The organism is Leptospira congkakensis, from assembly GCF_004770265.1.
GTDB lineage: Bacteria > Spirochaetota > Leptospiria > Leptospirales > Leptospiraceae > Leptospira_A > Leptospira_A congkakensis.
In genome coordinates, this window is the sequence record NZ_RQGQ01000017.1 from 157,318 (window position 1) to 180,550 (window position 23,233).

Annotated in this window: 22 protein-coding genes and 1 pseudogene; 15 read left to right on the plus strand and 8 right to left on the minus strand. The window is 38.5% G+C overall.

What is annotated here, in order from left to right; genetic code table 11:
• The first annotated feature begins 394 nt into the window (after nt 1-394).
• From rpmH to EHQ70_RS14250, 8 genes and pseudogenes are all read left to right on the plus strand, one after another.
• A complete protein-coding gene (rpmH, locus tag EHQ70_RS14215; RefSeq protein WP_081431642.1) occupies nt 395-556 on the plus strand; it encodes a 50S ribosomal protein L34 in 162 nt (53 codons plus the stop codon).
• Nucleotides 557-585: 29 nt separating this feature from the next.
• Nucleotides 586-888: pseudogene (locus EHQ70_RS14220) on the plus strand (ribonuclease P protein component); the annotation flags it as partial.
• The gene (gene yidD / locus EHQ70_RS14225) at nt 885-1,112 is read left to right on the plus strand and encodes a membrane protein insertion efficiency factor YidD (RefSeq protein ID WP_135587499.1); all 228 of its coding nucleotides are present in this window, start codon (nt 885-887) and stop codon (nt 1,110-1,112) included. The pseudogene EHQ70_RS14220 and the gene yidD, both read left to right, overlap by 4 nt.
• A 3-nt stretch (nt 1,113-1,115) precedes the next feature.
• The gene (gene yidC / locus EHQ70_RS14230) at nt 1,116-3,071 is read left to right on the plus strand and encodes a membrane protein insertase YidC (protein ID WP_208729561.1); all 1,956 of its coding nucleotides are present in this window, start codon (nt 1,116-1,118) and stop codon (nt 3,069-3,071) included.
• Nucleotides 3,072-3,099: 28 nt separating this feature from the next.
• On the plus strand, nt 3,100-3,831 hold the full coding sequence (gene jag / locus EHQ70_RS14235; protein ID WP_135587501.1) for an RNA-binding cell elongation regulator Jag/EloR: 732 nt from the start codon (nt 3,100-3,102) through the stop codon (nt 3,829-3,831).
• Nucleotides 3,824-5,209, plus strand: a complete 1,386-nt coding sequence (mnmE, locus tag EHQ70_RS14240; RefSeq protein ID WP_135587503.1) for a tRNA uridine-5-carboxymethylaminomethyl(34) synthesis GTPase MnmE — start codon at nt 3,824-3,826, stop codon at nt 5,207-5,209. The genes jag and mnmE overlap by 8 nt, the downstream gene beginning before the upstream one ends.
• A gap of 80 nt (nt 5,210-5,289) precedes the next feature.
• Nucleotides 5,290-5,541: a hypothetical protein gene (locus tag EHQ70_RS14245; protein WP_135587505.1), complete on the plus strand. Its 252-nt coding sequence runs from the start codon at nt 5,290-5,292 to the stop codon at nt 5,539-5,541.
• Between the two features lie 63 nt (nt 5,542-5,604).
• Complete coding sequence (locus EHQ70_RS14250) at nt 5,605-7,239, plus strand: hypothetical protein (protein WP_135587507.1); 1,635 nt, start codon at nt 5,605-5,607, stop codon at nt 7,237-7,239.
• A gap of 30 nt (nt 7,240-7,269) precedes the next feature.
• Here EHQ70_RS14250 and EHQ70_RS14255 read toward each other — a convergent pair whose 3' ends face one another.
• Together EHQ70_RS14255 and EHQ70_RS14260 are read right to left on the minus strand one after the other, a co-directional pair.
• Nucleotides 7,270-8,181 (minus strand): ankyrin repeat domain-containing protein, encoded by a 912-nt coding sequence (locus EHQ70_RS14255; RefSeq protein WP_135587509.1) that lies wholly within the window; start codon nt 8,179-8,181, stop codon nt 7,270-7,272.
• Nucleotides 8,178-9,935, minus strand: coding sequence for a GMC oxidoreductase (locus EHQ70_RS14260; protein ID WP_135587511.1), 1,758 nt, complete (start codon nt 9,933-9,935; stop codon nt 8,178-8,180). Before EHQ70_RS14260 ends, EHQ70_RS14255 begins: the two co-directional genes overlap by 4 nt.
• Nucleotides 9,936-10,067: 132 nt before the next feature.
• Here EHQ70_RS14260 and EHQ70_RS14265 point away from each other — a divergent pair, with 132 nt between their 5' ends.
• Nucleotides 10,068-11,099 (plus strand): DUF2804 domain-containing protein, encoded by a 1,032-nt coding sequence (locus tag EHQ70_RS14265; protein ID WP_135587513.1) that lies wholly within the window; start codon nt 10,068-10,070, stop codon nt 11,097-11,099.
• Between the two features lie 10 nt (nt 11,100-11,109).
• Here EHQ70_RS14265 and EHQ70_RS14270 read toward each other — a convergent pair whose 3' ends face one another.
• Together EHQ70_RS14270 and EHQ70_RS14275 are read right to left on the minus strand one after the other, a co-directional pair.
• Nucleotides 11,110-14,196: an efflux RND transporter permease subunit gene (locus EHQ70_RS14270; RefSeq protein ID WP_135587515.1), complete on the minus strand. Its 3,087-nt coding sequence runs from the start codon at nt 14,194-14,196 to the stop codon at nt 11,110-11,112.
• A 63-nt stretch (nt 14,197-14,259) separates the two neighbouring features.
• Nucleotides 14,260-14,934, minus strand: coding sequence for a DsbA family oxidoreductase (locus EHQ70_RS14275; RefSeq protein ID WP_135587517.1), 675 nt, complete (start codon nt 14,932-14,934; stop codon nt 14,260-14,262).
• Nucleotides 14,935-14,986: 52 nt separating this feature from the next.
• Between EHQ70_RS14275 and EHQ70_RS14280 the strand changes: the two genes are divergently transcribed.
• The gene (locus tag EHQ70_RS14280; protein WP_135587519.1) at nt 14,987-16,171 is read left to right on the plus strand and encodes an Acg family FMN-binding oxidoreductase; all 1,185 of its coding nucleotides are present in this window, start codon (nt 14,987-14,989) and stop codon (nt 16,169-16,171) included.
• Nucleotides 16,172-16,205: 34 nt separating this feature from the next.
• Here EHQ70_RS14280 and EHQ70_RS14285 read toward each other — a convergent pair whose 3' ends face one another.
• From EHQ70_RS14285 to EHQ70_RS14295, 3 genes are read right to left on the minus strand one after another with little or no spacing between them, the layout of a single operon-like run.
• Entirely contained in the window at nt 16,206-17,192 is a 987-nt protein-coding gene (locus EHQ70_RS14285) for a sulfite exporter TauE/SafE family protein (RefSeq protein ID WP_135587522.1), read from the minus strand.
• Nucleotides 17,193-17,197: 5 nt separating this feature from the next.
• Nucleotides 17,198-17,770 (minus strand): LIC12231 family lipoprotein, encoded by a 573-nt coding sequence (locus EHQ70_RS14290; RefSeq protein WP_135587524.1) that lies wholly within the window; start codon nt 17,768-17,770, stop codon nt 17,198-17,200.
• The gene (locus EHQ70_RS14295) at nt 17,751-18,191 is read right to left on the minus strand and encodes a hypothetical protein (protein ID WP_135587526.1); all 441 of its coding nucleotides are present in this window, start codon (nt 18,189-18,191) and stop codon (nt 17,751-17,753) included. Before EHQ70_RS14295 ends, EHQ70_RS14290 begins: the two co-directional genes overlap by 20 nt.
• A gap of 152 nt (nt 18,192-18,343) precedes the next feature.
• Between EHQ70_RS14295 and EHQ70_RS14300 the strand changes: the two genes are divergently transcribed.
• Entirely contained in the window at nt 18,344-18,757 is a 414-nt protein-coding gene (locus EHQ70_RS14300; protein WP_135587528.1) for a hypothetical protein, read from the plus strand.
• Here EHQ70_RS14300 and EHQ70_RS14305 read toward each other — a convergent pair.
• Nucleotides 18,742-19,578: a YihY/virulence factor BrkB family protein gene (locus EHQ70_RS14305; RefSeq protein WP_135587530.1), complete on the minus strand. Its 837-nt coding sequence runs from the start codon at nt 19,576-19,578 to the stop codon at nt 18,742-18,744. The two genes, EHQ70_RS14300 and EHQ70_RS14305, sit on opposite strands and share 16 nt — an antisense overlap.
• Nucleotides 19,579-19,688: 110 nt before the next feature.
• Here EHQ70_RS14305 and EHQ70_RS18595 point away from each other — a divergent pair, with 110 nt between their 5' ends.
• From EHQ70_RS18595 to EHQ70_RS14320, 4 genes are read left to right on the plus strand one after another with little or no spacing between them, the layout of a single operon-like run.
• Nucleotides 19,689-19,850 (plus strand): hypothetical protein, encoded by a 162-nt coding sequence (locus EHQ70_RS18595; protein WP_165779465.1) that lies wholly within the window; start codon nt 19,689-19,691, stop codon nt 19,848-19,850.
• A gap of 48 nt (nt 19,851-19,898) precedes the next feature.
• Nucleotides 19,899-21,839: an ABC-F family ATP-binding cassette domain-containing protein gene (locus EHQ70_RS14310; protein WP_135587532.1), complete on the plus strand. Its 1,941-nt coding sequence runs from the start codon at nt 19,899-19,901 to the stop codon at nt 21,837-21,839.
• Nucleotides 21,839-22,180, plus strand: a complete 342-nt coding sequence (locus tag EHQ70_RS14315; RefSeq protein WP_020776119.1) for a rhodanese-like domain-containing protein — start codon at nt 21,839-21,841, stop codon at nt 22,178-22,180. Before EHQ70_RS14310 ends, EHQ70_RS14315 begins: the two co-directional genes overlap by 1 nt.
• A gap of 2 nt (nt 22,181-22,182) precedes the next feature.
• On the plus strand, nt 22,183-23,232 hold the full coding sequence (locus tag EHQ70_RS14320) for a 3-deoxy-7-phosphoheptulonate synthase (RefSeq protein ID WP_135587534.1): 1,050 nt from the start codon (nt 22,183-22,185) through the stop codon (nt 23,230-23,232).
• Nucleotide 23,233: the final 1 nt, after the last annotated feature.

Consider the following 23,233-nt stretch of genomic DNA (forward strand, 5'->3'; position numbering starts at 1 on the left):
AAAGAATGGAAACGGAGAGCGAGAAATTCAGGAAAGAGAGTTTCCGATTTTCCTTAGAAAGTGATGGGAAAAGGTAACTCGGTTTCCAAAGAAAGCGATACTATAAAGAAACTCACTATCGAACGAAAGTCGCTGTAAAAGGTAACTCGATTTCCAAAGAAGGTGGCAAACAAACCCAGTTCCCATGATAAGCCCAAGAACGAGCCAACCACCAAGGTAAGGAAGTGGAAAAACTAAGTCCCTCACCTAAAACTGAATGTTTTTGCCTTATGTCTCATAAGAAAGTCGCTGTCCAATCATTTTTCCCAATTCCCCTTGACTTCCATGGGGGTACCAAAAACCTTTCAAAAGACCTCATATTTTTGCGATCATATATAGATTAATTAGGTGTTTCATGAAACGTACATTCCAACCGAGTAAAATTAAACGCGTGAGAACTCACGGATTCCGAGCCAGAATGGCTACCCCAGGCGGAAGAAATGTGATAGCCAACAGAAGAAGAAAAGGACGTGCTAAATTGACTGTTTCCGACGAAAAAATCGGGAGAAAGTTCTAATTTAGGAGCTTCCTGCGGAGACCCTTCGCGACCAAACCAGGATCCAGGAACTCTTTCGTCAGAATCGTAAAATGGGCAGGCCACCGATGCGATGGCTTGTTCGAAAAAACGGCCTTCCGTTTGCCAGTTTTTTATTTTGTCCCGATAAAACTCACAAAACAGCCGTTGCACGAAACCGTTCTAAACGAATTCTCAGAGAACTGGTTCGGAACCATCTTTCTTTAATACCAGTAGGATACGATTGTGCCCTACTCGTTCAGAAAGAATTTGCGAAGTTATCTAAGGAAGACCGAGAGGTTTTGTTCCTTTCGGCTCTAAAACAATTCCCATGAATCGGCTGTTTTTGGTTCTTATTTACCTCTACAAAAAACTGCTGTCCCCACTATTGCCTCCGGCTTGCCGGTTTACCCCCAGTTGTTCTGAATACGCCAAACAAGCGTTTGAAACCTATCCATGGTATATAGCGTTCTGTCTAAGTGTTGTTCGAATTTCTAAATGCCACCCTTATCACGAAGGTGGGCATGACCCATTACCGAAATCCTTTAACAAGAGTTAACTTATGCAAAATGATTCCACTAACAGACAAAGTCGTTTATTCCTAGCGCTATTCATCAGTTTAGCAGTATGGATGGGGATTAACTACTTCTTCTTTCCACCACAAACACCGAAACCCAAAACCGTTGACGAAGTTTCCAACAAGGAAGTCTCTGAAAAAGAGAAAACGAACGGAACTACTACAGATCCGAAAGCAGAATTAAAAAAACCAACAACTGAAACAACAAAGTTAAATCCGGTAAAACCAGAAGATGTAAAAACCTTTGCTTTAAAAACAGATTCTTTTTTAGTTCGTTTTTCTAGTTTAGGTGGAAGGATCACTGAATATTATATCAAAGATCATAAAGAACCAGATGGTTCCGAATTTGCCGTCGCAAAAGATCCTAAGTTTCAAATTGAATTTGATGGACAAACTGAAAAAGCAGTGGAACTCTCGAGAGGCCAAGGTTTTGACTTCAACATCATTGAAGACAAAGACACAATTCCTTTTTCAGCATACAACTTAGTAAACTTTAGTTCCAGTTACAACGCTGAAACAAAAACTATAATCTTCGAAGCACCTTCGTTAGATGGAAAATTTACAATCCAAAAGAAATTTCAATTTTTCCCTTCTGAAAATTATTTTAAATTTCATTTAACACTTAAAAATAGATCAAACGAAACCATCAATATTTCTTCATCAAAATCTGATGTTTATTTTAGATCCTTTAGTTCCCTTGGTCCAGTACTTAAGAAAAAAGAAGATTTTAATGATCGTGACAATGCTCACTACTTCCGTTATTACTATTTAGATGGAAGTTTTAAAGACCACGTAGACGGAACAACTACACAAGGTTTTTTTGATAACTTTTTTGGTTCAAATGATGGAAAAGACACTCGTTACGAGATCAAAAAAGGCTCTAACGAAAAAGTAGACTTTGTGGGAACAGGTAGCCGTTACTTCATTGGAGTTATCGATCCATTGGATGACAAACCAGCAGGAGTTCTTCTTGATAATCGCAAAGGAAACGAAACAGGAGTTCTTCTTGTTTATGACAATTGGAAACTTGGGCCTGGCGAAGAAGTTAACTTAGATTATGCTGCTTATGTTGGCGTAAGAGAACTTGATGGAACCGCTTTCCGTGACAGCAAACTTGATCCAAAAATCAACAAAGACTCTGTATTTGCAGGCCTTAGTGATTCTCTCGACAAATCTTTCAACCAAGGGATTACAACTCCTCTTCGTAACGGAATTGTTTGGATTCTAAAAAAGATTTATCTCGTCATTCCTAACTACGGTTGGGCGATTGTTATTTTTGCCATACTTTTCAAATTAGCATTTTATCCGCTGAACAAAAAACAAGCGGAATCGATGAAGAAGATGCAGGAATTATCTCCACAAATCAAACTCATCAATGAAAAATACGCAGATGATCCAAAACTCAAACAAGAAAAAACGGTAGAGTTATACAAAAAGAACGGAACCAATCCAATGGCTGGTTGCCTTCCGATGCTCATCCAAATTCCTATCTTTATCGCATTGTATACTGCTTTCTCTGATACAGTGGATCTTTGGAATTCTCCATTTTTATGGATCACCGATTTAAGTGAACCGGACACTGTTTATACAACTCCAAAGTTAGCTTTTATTGGTGCCCTTGCGATCAATATCCTTCCACTCATTATGGTGGCTACACAAGTTGTTCAGTCTCGAATGACAACTGTTTCCTCAGATCCTAACCAAAAGATGATGATGTACATGATGCCTGTAATCATGTTATACTTCTTTTGGTCTATGCCTGCTGGTGTGACAATGTATTGGACAATGCAAAACATTCTGTCCATCGCACAACAATTGTATACGAACAAGTTTGGTAAATCGGAAGATAAAAAACCAAAAAATAATGGGCCAGAACCAGCAAACAACGCTTCAGCGGTTGCAAGACCGGGTTTTAGAAACCAGAACAAAAAGAAAAAATGAAATCATTGTTTAACAAGGAAGATCACAGATGAATAATTACATTTTCGAAGCCGAAGGAAAAACTAAAAGTGAGGCAGAAGAATATTCACTCGAAACACTTCGCCTCCAACCAGGCGATTTACGATTCGAAGTAGTTGATTCCGGAAAATCCGGATTTTTAGGAATCACACAAAAAAAACCAGCCGTCGTACGTGCGTTTGTTGCGAACAACGACATCCCATCCGAAAAAATCATTCATGGAGTGATCATTACTATTTTGAAAAAAATGGGGATCCCTGCCGAAGTGGTTGGAATGGGTGATGTAGATGGAAAAATCTATGTCGAACTTACTAGTAAAGAATCTGGACTCATTATTGGAAAAAGAGGCGGCACATTAGATTCACTTCAATTCCTTCTCAACCTAATGGTCGATCCAAAAATTCGTCATAACCGAAAAATCGTTTTGGATATTGAATCGTATCGTGACAAACGCGAGTTATCTCTCATTCGATTGGCAAAATCAATTGCTGCATCTGTCATCAAATCGGGTAGATCAAAACTACTCGATCCAATGAATCCTTTTGAAAGAAGAATTGTTCACATGGCAATCCAAGAAGACGAAAGAGTGTTCACAAGATCAGAAGGAAACGGAACTTTCAAACGAGTTCGTGTCATCTCAGCAAAAGAAAAACATAAATATAAAGATTTGGAAGATCCAACTAAAAAAGGCCTTCCAGTGGAAGACTTTGCTGACGGAGTAGACCAAGAAGATCTTGATTGATACCATTGCGGCATTGTCCACAGCCTCAGGGCCCGGAGCGATTGGCATCCTTCGGGTATCGGGCTCTGCCGTATTGCCAATTGCCCTTGCCGTTCTCCAAAAAAACGGATCTCCTCTCACCGAAGAATTCATCTCAAACCAAAAACGCACTGCCATCTTCTGTGATTTTATAGATTCAGAAAAACCATTAGACCAAATTGTATTTTTTTACTTTCCGGCACCTAACTCATATACAGGTGAAGATTTAGCCGAGTTCCACTTACATGGAAATCCAATCCTTCTCAAACGTGCCTTACAAATCCTTTTTGAAAAAGGAGCAAGACCTGCGCAAAAGGGTGAGTTTACAAAAAGAGCTTATTTAAATGGAAAAATCAATTTATCCGGTGCAGAAGCGATTGGTCGACTCATTGAAGCTCGCTCTCGATATGAATTAGAGTTAGCCCAAAAAAATGTATTTGGCGAAATTACAAAGTTAAGTTCTAAAATCCGAAGTGATTTGATTTCACTCAAAGCAGAATGCGAAGCAGAAATTGATTTTTCTACGGAAGACTTAACCTTCGAAAGTTTGGAAGAAAGGAAAAATCGAATGATTTCTCTAAAAAATCTTTGTTCTAAACTCATCAAAGATTCGGAACGTGCAGAAACATTAATTTTACAATCCACTGTTGTTTTATTTGGAGAGCCAAATACAGGTAAGTCGAGCCTGATGAATTTACTCATTGGAAAAGATCGTTCGATAATCTCTGACATTCCCGGCACTACCAGAGATTATATCGCTGAGGAATTGAGTTTGGATGGAATTCCGATTCGACTCGTGGACACTGCAGGCATTCGAGATACATCAGATAACATAGAACAAATGGGAATCGAACGAAGTAAACGCGAAGCCGATAGTGCCAATGTAAAATTGCTTCTCATCGACACCTCAATTCCATTCGATAAAACTTTGTTTTTAGAAAAACATAAAGAAAGACTTCGTGGTGCCATCCTTGTTGCGAACAAAATCGATGATCAAAACAAAGATTGGAACAGAAACCAATTAGATGAGTTACAAAATGAATTCGAATTGGAAATTACAGAGATCTCTTGTAAAACAAAAATCGGGATTCCTCATTTATTAGAACTTTTGAAAACAAAACTCACCTCCCAAGATAACTCGGAAGATGTGGTTTTATTAGAAGACCGACAAAGATATCATATTCAAAAAATAGAATCTAGTTTATCCGAAGCCATTCGGCTGATGGAAGATAACGCACCTGCAGAAATTTATATTCAGGAAATCAACACTTCTCTCAAAGAAATTGGCGAAGTCAATGGACATGTGGATAATGAAGAAATCCTCGGTAGAATTTTTAGCAAATTTTGCGTTGGTAAATAATTCACAAAAATCCTAAAATTTACGATTGTCTATTCATCGAAATAGTATCTAATTGGTGCACATTCCATACGAGGTAAAAAATGAAAAAAATTCTTGTGATTCTCTCTATTTTCTCTTTCAGCACTTTTGGTGTTTTTGCTCAAACAGAAGCAGACGAAGAGCCTACAATGCAAACTGAAGAGGCTTCCGAAACCGTTAAACCTAAAAAAGAAAAAATCAATAATAAAGACGGTGAGAAAAAAGAGAAAAAAAATCATAAACATGGCGAGAAAAAAGGTAAAAAAGCTAAGAAAGCCAAAAAAGAGAAAAAAGCAAAAAAAGACGCAGAATAATCTAAGTCTTTCTAAAGCAAGGAACCCCTGGTTACAGGGGTTTTTTTATGCCCTAAAAAACAAATGAAACCCATCACTAAAATGACAACCAATCTTTCGTTAGCCGTAATCCTTCTTTTAATCATTTCCTGTTCTAGTTCTGAAAGGAAAGATACGGAAATTACGAAACCAATATCCGTAAGTTTCCAATTCAAACTCAAATCCATTCCCAAAGAGTTGAAAGGGGAAAGCATTTCTTATCGCTTAAAATTCTATTTTTGTCCAAATACAAGTGCTAAAGACTGTTATACTCCCGTTGCCATCCTATCGCATAAGAACGCAAAAAAAATTCAGTCATCTACGGATCAAATAGGCTTTCAAGAGGTTACACCAAACCAGTGGACTCATCTTTCCATTAGCTTAGAAGGAATAGAAAAAGTTTACGGAAAATATTCACCAGGTCATAATCCATTTTGGATTCAAAATACAGATTCGTTTTCTAAAAATCCAAACATAACTCATGAGTTTACTTTTGTAAGTCAAGAGAACCTAATCCCAAATCGAAAACAAGAGGAGTTAGCATCAAAATTTGCTCCCATCCTTGTCTTTCACAAAGATAAAAAATACTTACCGACGAATATAGAAAAGTATGCAAATTATTTTCAGTCAAAAGAATACACTCTTCCCAATAAAGACATCCGTCGTAAAACCACAGGCCAAACTACTTGGAACTATGTAGAATTTCCTGACCTTAGAGAAACAGAAAAACAAACCCATTTGTACTATCATGTACGTTATGCCAATTCCACTGTATCGGGAACTGGAAAGGAAGCCTTACCTGGATTTAGAGATAATGGAAACTACTGGTATGAAATAGGAAATGGAGATATGGTTATTTCGTATTGGATTTGGTATGATTGGAACGAAGGGCCAACTAAGTTCGGGAATATCCACCAAGGTGACTTAGAATCCTATGCTTTGCTGGTTTCAAAAGATGGAAAACCAAAACGAATTTTACTCACGGGTCATGATCATATCCTTCTCGATACTGATTTTCGAAATATCAACTCCTTAAAAAACCATCCGATCCTTTATGTGGCCAAAGGGAATATGGGCTCCGATGGCGGGAACCCAACATCAGCTTATGGTGGTTATACGGTCAAACTCCATGCAGGGAATGCACTCTTTAATTATATTTCTGATCCTTGGGATGTATTTCCTAGTTTTGATCCGGAAAATTCGATTCTCATCATTCCTAAAGATTTGTCAGAAAAAGATTTAACCAATGTTAAAATTGGATCAGGAATCACGGACAAAACAGCAACATTGGATGATTGTGAATGTAAGGACCTCCCCGAACCAACCCGTTATGTAGATGCACGTAAAATGATCAAAGCAAGAATTGAAAGGCTCGTTTCTTGGGAAGAACCAGGATGGATAGGCCAACCAGCAGACAAAGATCCTGACGGCCACCATAAGGTAGATCCAAAATTATCCTCTTTCTTTCAGTTCCAAGGAAGACTTGGAAAACATCCCAGATCCGATTTAAGAATTAGAGAGTTACACCAATACGGCGAATCTCCGGAGAATGCTCCTTTCAAAACGAATATTGAACAACATTATTCGTTTGAAAGTCCTAAATCGGAAAGATCCTATACGGACAGGGAAGGAAACTATGGGCCAAAATTTTTAGGAGATGATTCCACTCCGCAAAAGTAACAAAACCTGGTCTAATCAAAAGAAATAAAATCAGATCAGATCAACTAACTTAGCTTTGGTTAACTCTTCTGGTTTGAGAGGTTTTTCTTTTCGAAGAAATTCGATCATTTCTTCTCGGCGTACATACCCCGCGCCGAGGATTGCTTTTTGGATCACAAAGTCTTTCCAAGTTTTGAACGAATGACCAAACTTTTCACGGTCAAGTAACCTCGTGATTGATTCCTCATTTTCGCCCCACACAAAAGGATTGGCACCGGCATGAAGAAGGTCAGTCATACATTCAACAGCATCGGCGGAAGCAGATAAAAACAAAGCCGTATTTCCGAAATTATCTTTTGTTTCTAATGAAACTTTTTCTCCTTCCAAAAGAAACGAACATAACTCATGTAAGTTTCTTTCAGCAACCAAATGGAGTGCTGTTTTTCCTTCACGATCTATTTGTTGATCGATATCTGGAAACTTTGACAAAAGTTTGGTGACGATCTCAATTCGGTCTTCGATGATTGCTTCTAAAAATACAGAGCGACCTTCTTCATTTCGCAAAGAAACTATCTCATCCGATAAGGAATTGAATAATACATCCCAAAGAGATTCTGCTGACTCAAGAACTGCCAAATGAAAGATGGTGTTCCCGTTTTTATCTCTGGTGAGAAGATGATTTGAATTTTTCCAAACAGAAACTGTATCCACTAAAATTTGTAGAAAGGATTCTTTGTTTTGGTTGATTACATCAAAGATGACGTTGCCAGGAATGCGATAAGGAGAAGAAGGATCGGCCCCTTTTTGGATGGCGTGACGAAAGAGCTCCGCACTCTCCATCTTTAACATCCAGGAGAGAGCATTCGTTCCATAAGAATCTAATTCATTCGGATCGGATCCGGCACTGATCGCGGCATCCCATTCCTCGATGTTACCTGATTTGGCTATGTCTATCAAACTCATTTAGGTAATGATAAACGTTTCCTCACAGAAGTCGATTTTTTAACGGAAGGATTTTTCGGAATCGAACCAAGGATTTTATCAAAACCTTTTTTGGTTTCAAAAGATAAAAATTGGATCGCTGTTTTATCCTTGGTAGGAACAAAACTCATGGCTCGTTCCGAAAGCGCTGTAATGGTCAAACTAGGATTCACACCTAAGTTTACTGTAAGCATGGACGCGTCACAAACACGTAGGTTCTCGTATCCAAAAACTTTGTTTTCCATATCGATCACACCCCTTTCCGGTGTGTCAGCGACAATACAACCACCCATGATATGGCCTGTCAAAGGGGCACTGAGTAAAGTGTCATTGAAAGAACTGCGAGGAATCCCACCGACAATCTCTGCAAGTTTCCTTGTAAAGGCATTGGCAATCGGAATATAAGTTGGTGTGGGTTCACCAGTGGAAAGAGCCGATGTGATAGTTCTTTGGAAAGGCCAAATGATTCGTCTTTTACGAACAAGTCGTACGCTATTATCAACAGTTTGCATCACAAGTAAGATGATAGAGTTTTTTGCAAACCCAACTGGGTTATGGGCTTTTAAAAAATAAATTGGATGGCGAAGCATCGTCCAAAAAAATTTAAGAGGTCGAGGAAACTTCCCTCCCCCATCGGTCATCACACTGGCAAGGAGAGCAAAAAAATCTGAACCTTTGGAATACCTAACAGGTTCGATATGAGTATTTTCATCGGGATGGACAGAAGATGTAATGGCAATCCCTCGTGAATAATCAACACCCTTACTTGCAGGAACTGTTACCGGTAATACGGTTTCGCTATTGGTACGAACTGTATCACCTAACTTTTCTGATAAACGAATCATTTTGTTTTCAAATTGCATTTTAAGTAGAAGTCCAACTGTTCCCATCACTCCAGCAGAAAGAACTACTTGTTTGGATCGAAACTTTCTTTTCGGATAACCAAACCAACCTGTTGTACTGTTTGATTCTAATTCATATCCGAACTCACCACTGGCTTCTGGGTCAGGAATTCCTTTTTCATTCAGAGGAATGAGAGAAGTGACTTTAGTTTCTGGAAGTATAACAGCTCCCAACTTTTCTGCTAAATACAAATAGTTTTTGTCGAGAGTGTTTTTCGCGTTATGACGACAACCCACCATACAACCACCACAAAAATTACAAGGATCTCGATCAGGGCCGTCCCCTCCAAAAAAAGGATCCTTGAGATCTTTTTTGTTTCCAAAATAAATTCCCACAGGCGTTCTTCGGAAAGTATCTTCTTTACCAAAGGTTTTGGCAGTTTCTAACAAAATTTGATCCGGTTCCCAAAGTTGTGGGTTCTCCGTTACACCAAGCATATGCTTTGCAACATCATAATATGGTAATAATGATTTTTCCCCACCCATTTTAGAATACAAAGGAGAGTTTAAAACTTTCGCTGAAGGAACATATAACGTACAAGCATAAACTAATGAACCTCCACCCACACCTGCCCCACTCACGAGTAAAAAATCATTCAGTAAATTGATCCTTTGGATTCCGTAAAAACCTAACTTTGGCATCCATAAGTATTTACGAAGACTCCAATTGGTTTTTGGGAAGTCGGTTGATTTCCATCTTTTTCCTGATTCAATTACTAAAACCTTATAACCTTTTTGAGATAACCTGTAAGCAGAAACAGATCCTCCAAAACCAGACCCTACTATAATAAAGTCATAATCATAATTTTGTTCTTTTGGAATGGATTGACTCATGGTTCGTTTTTCCTTATTTGCGGTGCGTAAGCGAAACCGAGTCTGCAATGGAATTCATTTCCTGTCAATTCGCTCTTAGTGATTCTAATAAAAACTTCTCGCCGAAAGTGATGAATCCTTTTGAATCAGTTTATGCCTGAGATTAAAAAACAAATCCCTTTACTAAAAACTGATGGAACCCTTACGGAAGAAGGTTGGGCTAGGTCTCCTTTTTGGACTTATAACCGTGAAAGTATCGCCGCCTCCGCATTAAAAATCAAGGAATGGGATTATTACTCTATTTTGTCGCCTACAAAAGAATTTGGAATCACAATAACGGCATCTGATTTAGGTTATGCGGGACTATTTGCAATTTGTTTTTTAGATTTCAAACATGGAACATTCAAACAAATTGATACTCTCTCTGTTTTACCTTTGGGATCTACTGGATTCCCTCGTGTTAATAGCAGTGGACTCGTTCAGTTTGAAGATAAAAAATTACGAATTCGATTTGAAGTCATAAACGGAAAACGAATTTTAGAATTTGAATCCAAATCTTTTGATGCACCCGATGGTCACAAAGGTATCCAGGGAAAAATTGAACTTACCGAACCCAAAATGGATTCGATGAATATCGCAACCTCTTGGAAAGAAAACAGAAAAGCATTCTATTATAATACTAAAATCAATTGTATGCCTGCTTCGGGCCAAGTGTCTGTTGGAAATACCACTTATCAATTTGATTCCAAAAAAGACTTTGGGGCTCTAGATTGGGGGCGTGGTGTTTGGACTTATAAAAACAGATGGTATTGGAGTTCCGTCTCTGCTTGGGTGGATGGGAAACCATTTGGTCTCAATTTAGGATATGGATTTACAGACCGAAGTCCTGCTTCTGAAAATATCATTCTTTATGATGGTAAAATTCATAAACTAGAGGAAGTGGATTTTATCATCGATACCAAAAACTACATGGCTCCATGGAAATTTACTTCCAATAACAATCGTTTGGAATTAGATTTTACGCCAATTGTCGATAGAAATTCTTATATGAATTTTTTAATCATTAAAACAGTCCAACACCAAGTGTTTGGAACTTTTAACGGAACCGTGGTTTTAGACAATGGGAAAAAATTGAAACTTGAGAACATCCTCGGGTTTGCCGAAGATGTTCTCAATCATTACTAATACAACTAACTTACGTTCGTTTTTTTAGTTTGTAATAAGCAGAGAAACTTGCAGGGATAAAGATGAGTGATCCAAAGGTTCCAAATCCAAGTCCCCATGCCAAAGAAAGTGTCATAGGAATGAGAAGAGGATCCGATCCACCGATCGCATAAGCTGTAGGAATCATTCCGGCCATGGTGGTGAGTGTTGTTACCAAAATCGGTCGGAATCTTTCTGCTGATGCGGTAATGAGAGAATTATACAAACCTTCTCCCTTTGCTTGAAATTCTTCGATGGTATCCACAAGTACAATGGAAGCGTTCACGATCACTCCCGCAAGACCAATGATCCCGATCATAGCAAGAAAACTTAAAGCCTTTCCTGAAATCAAAAACCCAAATACAACCCCAACAAATCCTAAAGGAATCGATAACAAAATCAGAATTGGTTTTTTGATACTATTGAAGATGATCGCAAGGATGGCAAAAATTCCAAAGAATGCCAGAACACCAGCGGTAAGAAGTGAAACCATAGACTTGGCAGTTTCTTCTTGTTCTCCTCGAAATTTGATTTTATAACCAGGATACTTTTTACCAATGTTTCCAAACTCATCCACGATTTTAGCATTCACAATAGAAGAACTTGTTTTGGCTTCATCCACGTCAGCAAGGACAGTAATGGCTTTTTCATAATCATTATGATACAACGCTTCAATCCCTTGGACGGTAGTTTTTGTGGTAACCGCAGTGATTGGTGTTAGGAGACCAAATTTATTAGATATTTGAATAGAATCCAAGTCTTCCAATCCATCACGGAACTGGTCATCATTCTGGATTACGATTTTGACTTCATCTTTACCCTTACGCAAGTTAGATGCCTCTAACCCTTCCATCGCAGTTCGCACATAATAAGCAGTAACTTCAGTATCAATTCCCGTAATGGCAGAGGCAGTGTCTTTCATACGAATTTGAATTTCTTCTCTACCAGGTTTGTAATCATCATTGATATTGATCACACCTTCTTGTTTTTTGAGAAAACCTTGCATCTCATTCGAAATTTGTTTCAAAGTTTTATAATCGCGTCCTTCGATTGCAACAGTCACCGCAGCCCCAATTGGTGGACCGTTCACAACCAAATCCACCATAACTGAAACAGCACCTGGAAGTTTTTTTAAATCTGGTTCTAATTCACCAAAAATTTCCTGGGCAGTTCGTTTTCGTTCTGTTTCTGGAACAAGAATGATCTGTGCCATTCCCAACTGTTCCCCAATCCGAGTTAATGGATCTGTTGGATCCGTTTGTTGGATTCCAACTTTTAAAATGATACTTTGTACTTCTTCTTTTGGAATTTTATCCAAAATTGGTTGAAAGTATTGCAGTTGTTTGGTGGTTTCTTGAGCTGAAAAGTCAGGAGGAAATTCCGCACGAACCATTACATAATCAATTCCTTCCTTCGGAAACAAATTGAAGTTCATGAGTCCGACAAGTCCGCAAGAAGATAAAAACACGATTAGAATACAACCTAGTGTGAGAAAAGGACGATTCACAACCTTTGTGATAAAATTTGTGAATCCAGACTTTAAAGATTCAAATCCATTTTCTAAAACAGAACGAAACTTTTCGCGATGTTTCGAACGTTTTTTGACTTCGTGAGATGTGAACTGTGCATAACGAACAGGAAGTAATAAAAAAGATTCAAACAAAGATAAAGTCAAAGCAACGATCACCATAAATGGAATCTGCCAAATGAATTTACCCATAATTCCAGACATAAATGCCATCGGTAAAAATGCAGCAACAGTGGTTAGGTAAGAACCAATGATAGGAACAAACAATTCACTTGCACCAAGAACAGCTGCTTCTTTAGAATCAACTTTTTTAGATCGATGTTTGTAGATGTTTTCAGAAATGATAATACTATTATCAACTAACATCCCCAGGGAAATGATAATCCCGAGCATTGATACTAAGTTGAAAGATACATCAAAAATAGGAAATGCAATGGTAGTTGCAAACAATGTCAGTGGTAAAGATAAACTTGTTAAAAGTGAATCTTTAAAACTAAAAAAGAGGATTAGAACAACAACAACCAAAAACAAACCTTGAAGTGAGTTTGTAATTACAACATCCAATCTTTTGATCGCACGTGCTCCTTCATTGTTTAATTCCGTAAATTGAATGTTTGCTGGAATTTGTTTTTTTAATTCATCAATTCGTTCTTGAACTGCTTCCACTGTACGAATGATGTCAGCACTGTCTTTTTTAATGATTTGTAAGACGTAAGCCGGTTCCCCATTCACAACAGCAATCACACGTGGCCTTTCATAAGTATCTTTTACATTGGCAACTTGCGATAAAAGAATCGTATTTCCGGTTTCATTCGAACGAATGGGGATATTTTTAATATCGTTGATTTCATTAATTTCACCAGTCACTCGAATGTCTTGAGTGATCGGTCTTAAAAAAGAACCTGCAGGAACACTGATATTTCTTTTGGAAATGGCATTGATGATATCTGAAAAACCAAGTGTGTATCGTTTCTTTAATTCAGGATCAACACGAATGCGCCACTCTTCTTTTCGTTTTCCAAAAGCATCCACACGAGAAACACCAGAAACTTTGCGCATTTCATCTTCGATGAATCGACCCATTTCCTGAAGTTCCATTTCATTCATGGCACCATGAATCGCAATCTCTAACACTGGAAAGTTGGAACTCTTTTGTTCTGTAACAATAGGTCTGTCTTTGACTTGCGTAGGTAAATTAGTCACACGATCTACAGCACGTCTGATATCGTTCACAACACCATCAGGATTACTGTGTTCTAAATCGATTTTGATACTGATATCGGATTCGGAGTTACGAGAGATGGAACGAACAGAATCCAATCCTTCTACTTCACGTAATTTCTCTTCAATGGGAATGGTAACTTTTTTCTCTACGTCCACAGGACTTGCGCCAGGATAAACCGTAAGAACACGTACCTGGCGAAAGTTTACCCGAGGGAACGCTTCTCGTTTCATAGATAAAACGGAAATCATCCCCGCAAGGAACAAAAAGATAAAAACCAAATTGGCAACTAATGGTTTGTAGACGAAGAAATGGATAACTTTTTTCATAAATAGAATTCGATTAGAATCAATCTAAAAATCTTGAATGTTGGGTCAAGATGAAACGTTAATTTATTGACTTTGTTTTTCTGACTCGCGTTCTTTTAAAACAGTTTCAATCACTTCCACAAAAACAGATGGGTCTTGTGCCCCACTCACAGCATACTTTCCACCGATGATAAAATAAGGAACCCCACTGATTCCATTTTGATGGTAATAAGCTATTTCTTGTCGGATATGTTCTTTGAGTTCTGGATCTGCAAAAATTGCATCAAACTTAACACGGTCTTTGTACAATGGTTCTGCCACTTTCCAAATGGTTTCTTTGTCAGTAAGATCTTTTCCTTCTGTAAAATTGGCAGAAAAAAACAAATCCACGAGCTTAGCTTGTTCTTCTAAAGTAGAAAGTCCAGCTACAAGTGCATGTAATATAAGTGTGTTCGTGGCTTTCGGTATGGCTTCAAACTGAAAAGGAATTCCAACAGATTTTCCGATATCTGTGAGACGTTGCCAAGCTCCATCCAATCTATCCAAACTTCCAAATTTTTGTGTTAGGTGTTCTTTGTAATCAATTCCTTCTTCTGGAATTTCTGGTGAAAGTTGGAAAGGTCTCCATCGAACTTGTGGATCAATTTTAGTTCCTACAGTTTGGAGAGCCAACTCCAGTTTCTTTTTTCCTACATAACACCAAGGGCAAGCTACATCGGATACGATATCAATGGAAAAAGGTTCAGAGTTGGTTGACATTTTAGATTAGACTCCTATCCAATTAAGGTCTAGAACCATAAATGGGAAAATAATGAAGCTCACAAGAAAAAGATTTCTAATTAACAGTTTTGCCACCGGTGCCTTGGTTTCCCTGTCCACATTACAAAAGAATTTATATGCTTACGGGGCCGAATCTTCCGCCCTACACAGAAAAGACCCACTTGGGTTTGCGGAGTCTTTGGGGTTCACCAAACCGCTAGACCAGATCCTTGTGACGGCCCTACTTGCTCCCAATTCTCATAATTCCCAACCTTGGAAAATCAAACGGGTTTCCGACTCCGAATTTTTGCTTTTTGGTGACGGAGAAAAACAACTCCCAGAAATCGATTCCCTAAACCGGCAATTTTTCCACACACAGGGTTGTTTTTTAGAACTTGCTCACTTAACAGCCGATAAACTAATGTTTGATACCAAAATCGTGTACTTTCCAAAAGGGAAACCAAGTCCAAAAACTTTTTTGTCCACACCTATTGCCAAATTTCAAATTTTTCCCAAATCAAAATGTGTGCATGACTTTTTATTTTCTGGAGTACCTGACCGCCGAATGAACCGTTCCATATATTCGGGAGATTTGATGACTAAAGAAGAAATAGAAGACTTAAAAATGTTAATGGGTCCAAGCCATCATAAATTGCTTTTTATCAATGATCCTAAACAATTAGAATCTATACTTCCGATACTGGATGCAGCTTTCGCTATGGAAACCAATCGTACCGAATCGAATGAACTGAATCGCAAATGGTTTCGCGTTTCTAAAGAAGACATCTATCAAAAACGAGATGGACTCACACTCGAAGGGAATGGACTTTCGGGAATCAAACTTTGGTTTGCCAAAACATTCTTTGTGGATTTATCTAAGGAAGCTTGGCATTCCGAATCTTCCAAAGCTGCCGGAATCCAAATGTTCCAAAACCAAGTTTATTCTTCCAAGGCACTTGTTTTTTTGATTACGGAAGGATCTGACGAAGAACGTACATGGATCGAAACCGGAAGGGATTTTATGCGTGTTAGTTTGGCCTGTGCGGTTCGAAAGGTTGCCTTTCATACCATGAACCAATCTGTGGAAGATTATCCTGAAAGTAGAACTTTCACCAAACACTTGAAAACGATACTCGGACTAAAATCCAAAGAACAAATCCAATTGATTGCAAGGATGGGAAGAAGTTCCTATGAATACGATTCCCCTAGACGTGAATTAGAAAGTTTTATGATTTAAAGAGTTTTTACTGTAGTTTGAATTTTCTAACAAATTAAAACTTTGGTAGTTTTCCAATTACATACCAAATCACTACTAAGAATTGGAATGTGGCTGTAACAAGGAGAATGGTGTATGGTTTGGCATTGATTGCTTTTAAAGAACCAATCCTTGCCCCAAAGATCCCACCAAAACTTCCCACAAGGGCAAGTTCCAAATGTAACTTTCCTTGGAAAAAATACAATACACTGGTTCCAAAGGAAGTGAGAAAAATTCCAAGAAAAGAAGTGGCAACGGCTTCCACAGGACTCATTCGAAAGTAATACACAAATAAAGGGACTGCTAAGAACCCTCCACCAATTCCAAAAAAAGAAGAAAACAAACCAAAGAAGATTCCCGTCAAAAGGACAATCACTACCGATTTGCGAGAATAAGAAAAAGATTCTGAATGATTCTTTTGAGTCGATGCAGACAAACCCGCGTTTGAACCAGAATTGGAATTAGAATCAGAGATTTCGGAAGAGGCCATAAGAGTTGGATAAGAATTTTGGGACTGCACTTCCAAAGATTGGTAGTATTTTTTCCTTCTTTTTAGTGCTGTTATCAAATTATAAATCGCAAGGATTCCTAAAAAAACAGTAAATACAATTAGATAGATAAACTCCGAAAACGGAATCCCATAATACAATTGTTTGCCGAGTTCGGTGTCCTCAAACCTACCAAATTTATAGGCAGTGTACTGGGCTGTAGGGATTGACGTACAAAGTAAAAGGAACCCTTGTTTCCATCTAATTTTATTGTTTTTATAATAAACAAAAAGTCCGGAAAGAGAAGATACCGGCATCTGTGCTAGAGAAACAGCAACTGCTTGAACTGCCGTTAGATGGAAAAAACTATGAAAGAAAGGGGTGTAAATGAATCCACCCCCGAGTCCCAAAAACGATGCTAAATACCCAACAAAGAACCCAACTCCAAATACAACGATGATCCCGGGCCAAAATCCCCAAACAAACTCATTGTATATTTGAAAGTTGAGATCCAATGATTTTAGAAATGTTCCTTGGCATCCTCAAAAAACTTGAGAGTGGTTCTTTCGAATACTTCTCTTTCCGTTGCAGTTTCAAAATTGTACCAAGAGATAGGAACAAATAAAAGCCACTGCGCATAGGTTCTAAAAATATGGTAATCATAAGTTGCTACTTTTTTTCCATCTTTATAGAGAAGGTATTGGATATCGTATCCGTCTTGTGTTGACCATGCAGGAAGTAATGTCGCTGTTAAAGTGGAAATTCCAAGAAACACAGTTGCTTCTGGGGACGGTGAACGGTAGTTAACCTTTACATTCACCAAATACCCTGACTTTGGTACATCCACTCCTTCCACTGTGTTTTTAAAACGAGTTTTGTTTTGAAAATAATTCTTTAAGGCTTCCCTTCCCCCTAAGTTGAGTTGGGGAAAAGTGGGAAGTACATAAACAAAATTTGCATCAATTGTTTTTTCTTCCGCAGGAAGAGGAAGAATTTTTGGATGGTCTTTATAACTAATCAAACAATTGGATAAAACAAAAAATACAGAGATTAATAATCCTAATTTTAAAACTTTAGTTCTGGCTATGGTCATGTAAACCTTCCTCATCATGTCTTCTTTCTAATTCTTCGTACAATTCTTCTTGGTCTTCACTAAAAAATAATTCAAATCCAATTCGTAAACAAACAGGATCATCTTCAATGGAAACATTACTAGGCAAAATTAAATTCATCACATAGAATGTATTGGATTCTGCTTCTTCTAAAAAAACTTCTGTGGCATCCCATTCATCAAATTCTTCTACATCGGGTTTACGAAATTCTTTTAAAATTTCATCAAAGGATTCTGTGATGTAGTTAAATTCGCCAGATTCACTATCGATGATGAATTGAATGTGATGACAACCAGGCCCTTCTTCCTCTAAGGGACTAAGAACAAGGCTCCCACAAGCTGGGCAGTGGATGATGGGATCGATGGCTCCACTAGGCCAATTGATATTGATGGTTTCGATCATATTGCAAACCTCAGGCTCCCCATTCTAATGAATCTCCTTCTTAGGGAAACCGGAATTTGTTTTTCTTTTTCAAAAAACATTTTAAATCTTTCTTAGAAAAAATGAGATAAAATTTGCCTTAATTCTAGGGTTTTATTTCTATCAAAAAAGAAATGGGGATCACAGCCGAATACCAATCTGCTTTTACATCTAGTTTTCAAGAATTTTTTGGAAATGCAAAAGAGATAGGTTGGGAACTCTACCACTTGAGTTCGGAACCAGAAAATGATTTCCCCACATGGCTCACTTTCACCATCAGAAATCCGTTAGGTGGAAGAGCCTTGGTATTTCGTTATCATAGTTTAGAAAATAAATTTTATGCACATCTCAAAGTCCAAGTCATTCCTGGAGAAGAAAACTGGAGCCTTGACCAATTGTTTCACAAAAAAGGATACACCGATCTTGATGCGGATGATATCCTTTCTTCTGGTGGAGAGTGGCTTTTCTTTTCGCTCGCACGCCACTACTTTGGGATCATTATATCCTTTTGTCCAAGGATCTTAGAACCTGATTATTTTTTAGACTGAGATTTTTTATTTCGATCATCCGCTAGGACCTGGTTCCATAAAAATCCCCAAATAAAAAATGTTGAGTTGATATAAGTATACAACATCAAAACTACCATCTTAGATATCAAATCGTAAGCTAAAGAATAATTCACACCTACGTTTTTCATTTTTAAATAAAACTGAAATCCAAAACTCATTCCAAGAACTAGTAGAGATGCAAAAATGGCACCCGGCAAATTTTCTTTTAAAGTGGTTTTTGCTTTGGTAATATAAGCATAATAAAATGTAAAAAGTCCAATGCTATATGGCAAAATAATCAGAGAGACTGATAAATAAGGACTATTTCTAAAAAATCCAAATCGAAACTTTTGGAACAAATATCGTTCTGCGTGAACCATTCCATAGGTTAAATAAAAATACAAAACAAGTAACACAAGAGAGATCACAAGCAATCGAAAGTTGATCCACTGCGAAGCAATAAAACCAACCTTTGTTTCATCCCTTGAAATAAAACGAAGGGCTTTGGATATGGTTCCAAAAATGGTTAAACTCGAAAAAAACGAAATGGCAATGCTCAGAGCAATTACATTGTAACTTTTAACTTTTGTTAGATTTTCTACACTTTTGTCTATAGGTTGGAAAATGGGTGCGGGTAAAAATTTACCAATTTGATCGGTCACTAAGTTGATCGTTCTCGGATCTTGCAAAAGTCCAAGTAAGGTCACAAAAACCACAAGAAGTGGGAAGAGAGTCAGAAGGAAAGTAAACGAAAGTTCCGAAGCCAGACCATGGACATCGTACAAGTACACTTCACTGAAAAATCGTCGGAGTCGTTTCATCCGGTCAGTTTGAAACTTGTCTGTATTTTTGTCTTATTTTTCTTGCAGTCTCATTTACCGAGGAAACTCTGGAAGAATCTCAGTGACGTACCTAAAAGGGGAAAACTTCCATGTCAGAAGAAAAAGAAAAGAAGAACAAAAAAATCGCGAAAATGACTGTAGCAGAAATTGACTCAGCCATCAGCAAATCAGTGGAAACCATGAACGGCGAATCTAGCCTTTATGTAAAACACCTTCGCGAAAGAAAGGCGGAACTTCTAGCCAAGAAATAAGGTTAGTCCCTCCTAAATTCCCCGCCTTACGGCGGGTTTTCACAGCCCTTGATCCAATTCATCCAAATCCACCAACACTTCGGCCCCAAAGTCCTCTTTGAGGGATTCAGCTGGCATATCAAACCAGGGTGTCGCGTAGCGATTGTTGGCCCGAACGGTTCCGGAAAAACCACCCTATTCCAAATGGCGGCCGGAAAGATGAAACCCGAATCTGGGGAAGTCATTCGTTCCAAAAATACCGTCCTTTCCCTTTTCCAACAGATTCCAGAATTCAGTCCCGAGACTTCCGTCATAGACACTGTCCTTGATGAAAACAAACTCTATGCCGAGTATGATGGAAAACGAAAACTCATCGAATCCAAATTCGAAACGATAAATCATGAAGATCCTGCTTTTGAAGATTTACTCCACGAACAAAGTGATCTAGAAGAATTTGCCCACTTACACGACTTACACGGTCTGGAAGCAAGAGCCAAAAAAATTCTATCGGGCCTTGGATTTTCTACGGCTGACTTCCAAAGAAAAACCAGAGAATTTTCTCCGGGTTATCACCACCGGATTGGTCTAGCCATTGCCCTTCTCAATCCACATAATTTATTACTACTCGATGAACCTACAAACCATTTGGATGATAAAACCAAATCATGGTTAGCTGACTTTTTAGTATCTCAAAACCAAGCCTTTGTTCTTGTAACACACGATCCAGAATTTTTAAACCAAACGGTTGATACCATCATCGAAATCAATCCTCATGGAACGTTTGAATTCCAAGGAAGTTTGGAAGAATTCTTTGAAGCCAAAAATGAAATCCAAGAACAACTAAGAGCCCAATTCGAAAAAGAAGAAACCTATCTAAAAAGCCGAATGGAATGGGTGGAACGATTTCGTGCCCAAGCAACAAAAGCAAGGCAAGTCCAATCAGTCATCAAACGATTGGAAAAAAGAGACAAACTGGAAAATCCGGAAGAATCTTTTTGGAATCAAAAACCTGATTACCAATTCCAATTTGTTCCCTCTAGTAATATCATCCTTCGTTTAGAAAATGCCTCCTTTTCTTATCCCGATAAAAATACAGGTGTGAAAAAAACCATCTTTGAAAATGCAGAAATCGAAATTTCTGCTGGCGACAAAGTCGCACTCGTTGGCCCGAATGGAGCAGGGAAATCAACCCTAATGCGTTGTCTTTTAGAAAGGCATAAGTTGGATTCTGGTTCTCTCTATTATGGCCCAAAAACCAAACTAGGATATTTTTCCCAAACTCACGGGGAAGATCTGGATGAAAGCCTAAACCTTGTTGAAACCGTAATCAAAAAATACCCAGAACTCAGTGAAGAAAAAGCAAGAACCTTACTTGGACACTTTGCCTTTCCAGGAGATGGAGTTTTTAAATCCGTAAAACACTTATCAGGTGGAGAGCAGAGTAGACTTCGGCTGGCCCTCCTTGTGAACCATCCGACCAATTGCCTATTTTTAGATGAACCCACAAACCATTTGGATATTGTGATCCGGGAAGCGGTCAAACGGGCTCTCATTGATTTTCCAGGAAGCCTTCTCATCATTAGCCACGATCCTGATTTTATGAAGGGACTTTGTAACCGCACCTTCCAACTTTCTGGCGGTGTCTTACAAAACCTAAATTGCAGCTTTGACGATTACCTCAAGTTCCATAAGGAAGATGAAACGGAATCTCCGGCCCAAAATACCACCGGCAAATCTAAATTTGAAGAAAAAAAAGCCAATCCACAAGCCAGCAAAAACAAACGAAAAAAATTAGAGAAAGAAATTGCCGATTTGGAAGTCCAAATAGAAAGACTGGAAAAAAATAAAAAGGACAAAGAGGAACTTTTACAGGATCCAGAGTTCTTTAAAAACAGAAGTTTTCAGTTGGAAATGGACACTTATAACGATATTAAAAGAGAGATTGCCCTCCTCACGAAACGTTGGGAGGATGTAACTATAGAACTAGAGGAAATGGGCGGAGTCACATAATGGTACCGGAAATCGATGTAGTCAGTTTTAAAAAACGTCTAGATGCACGTGCAGAAGGAAAGGATGATTTTTTTGTATTGGATGTAAGAAACCCGAATGAACAACAAATTGCCCTGGTTCCCGGAACAGACAAACTCATTCCCGTGAGCGAACTTGCAGCTCGGATCGAAGAAATCAAAAACCAAATCGATAAAGAAATTTTAGTGTATTGCCGTTCGGGTGGAAGATCAGGAATGGCCTGTGGCATTTTGGCCCAAGCAGGATTTAAATCCTACAAAAACGTAGCGGGAGGAACCTTAGCCTATTCCGATTTAGTCGATCCTTCCATGCAAAAGTATTAATTATGAAACCTACAGCCAATTTAAGAATTTTAGAACAACATAGTCTGATCCCTCCTTCTGTCATTATGGAAGAATTTCCGTTAACTGACGAAGCTTGTGAAGTAGTCGTTCGCACCAGAAGTGAAATTTCTGATATCATCCACGGCAAAGACAACAAGCGTATGTTAGTTGTTGTTGGACCTTGTTCTGTCCATGACATTGGTGCCGTGATGGAATATGCATCCAAACTCAAACCAAAAATCGAAGAGTTTAAAAATGAACTTCTGATTGTGATGCGAGTTTATTTTGAAAAACCGAGAACCACTGTGGGTTGGAAAGGACTTATCAATGATCCAGATTTAGATGGATCATTTCATATCAACAAAGGCCTCCAACTAGCTCGTAAACTTTTATTAGATCTTAACAATATGGGAATTCCTTGCGGAACCGAATTTTTAGATGTCATCTCTCCCCAGTACATTGCTGACTTAGTGGCATGGGGTGCCATTGGGGCAAGAACCACAGAAAGCCAAGTCCACCGGGAATTGGCTTCTGGTCTTTCGGCACCTATCGGTTTCAAAAATGGAACCGATGGCAATGTTCAAATTGCAGTGGATGCCATTCGTTCTGCAAGTTCTAGTCATCATTTTCTTTCTGTTACCAACCAAGGAAGTAGTGCCATCTTTCGCACGGCTGGAAACAAAGACACTCATGTAATTTTACGTGGGGGAAACAAAGGACCTAACTTTGACGAGGCGTCAGTCAACGAAGTGGGTGCACAAATTGAAAAAGCAGGCCTCCCTCCAAAAGTAATGGTAGATTGTTCTCATGGCAATAGCCAAAAAGACTATCGCAAACAACCAGCTGTGATTGATGTTGTGGCAGAACAATTTGCCAAAGGTAGTAAAAACATTTTAGGTGTGATGATTGAAAGCCACTTAAAAGAAGGAAACCAATCCATCGATGCCAAACCTCTGACTTATGGCCAGTCCATCACAGATGCTTGTGTCTCTTGGGAAACAACAGTTCCTATGCTCGAGAGATTGGCCGAAGCGGCGAGAAAGAGAAAATAAA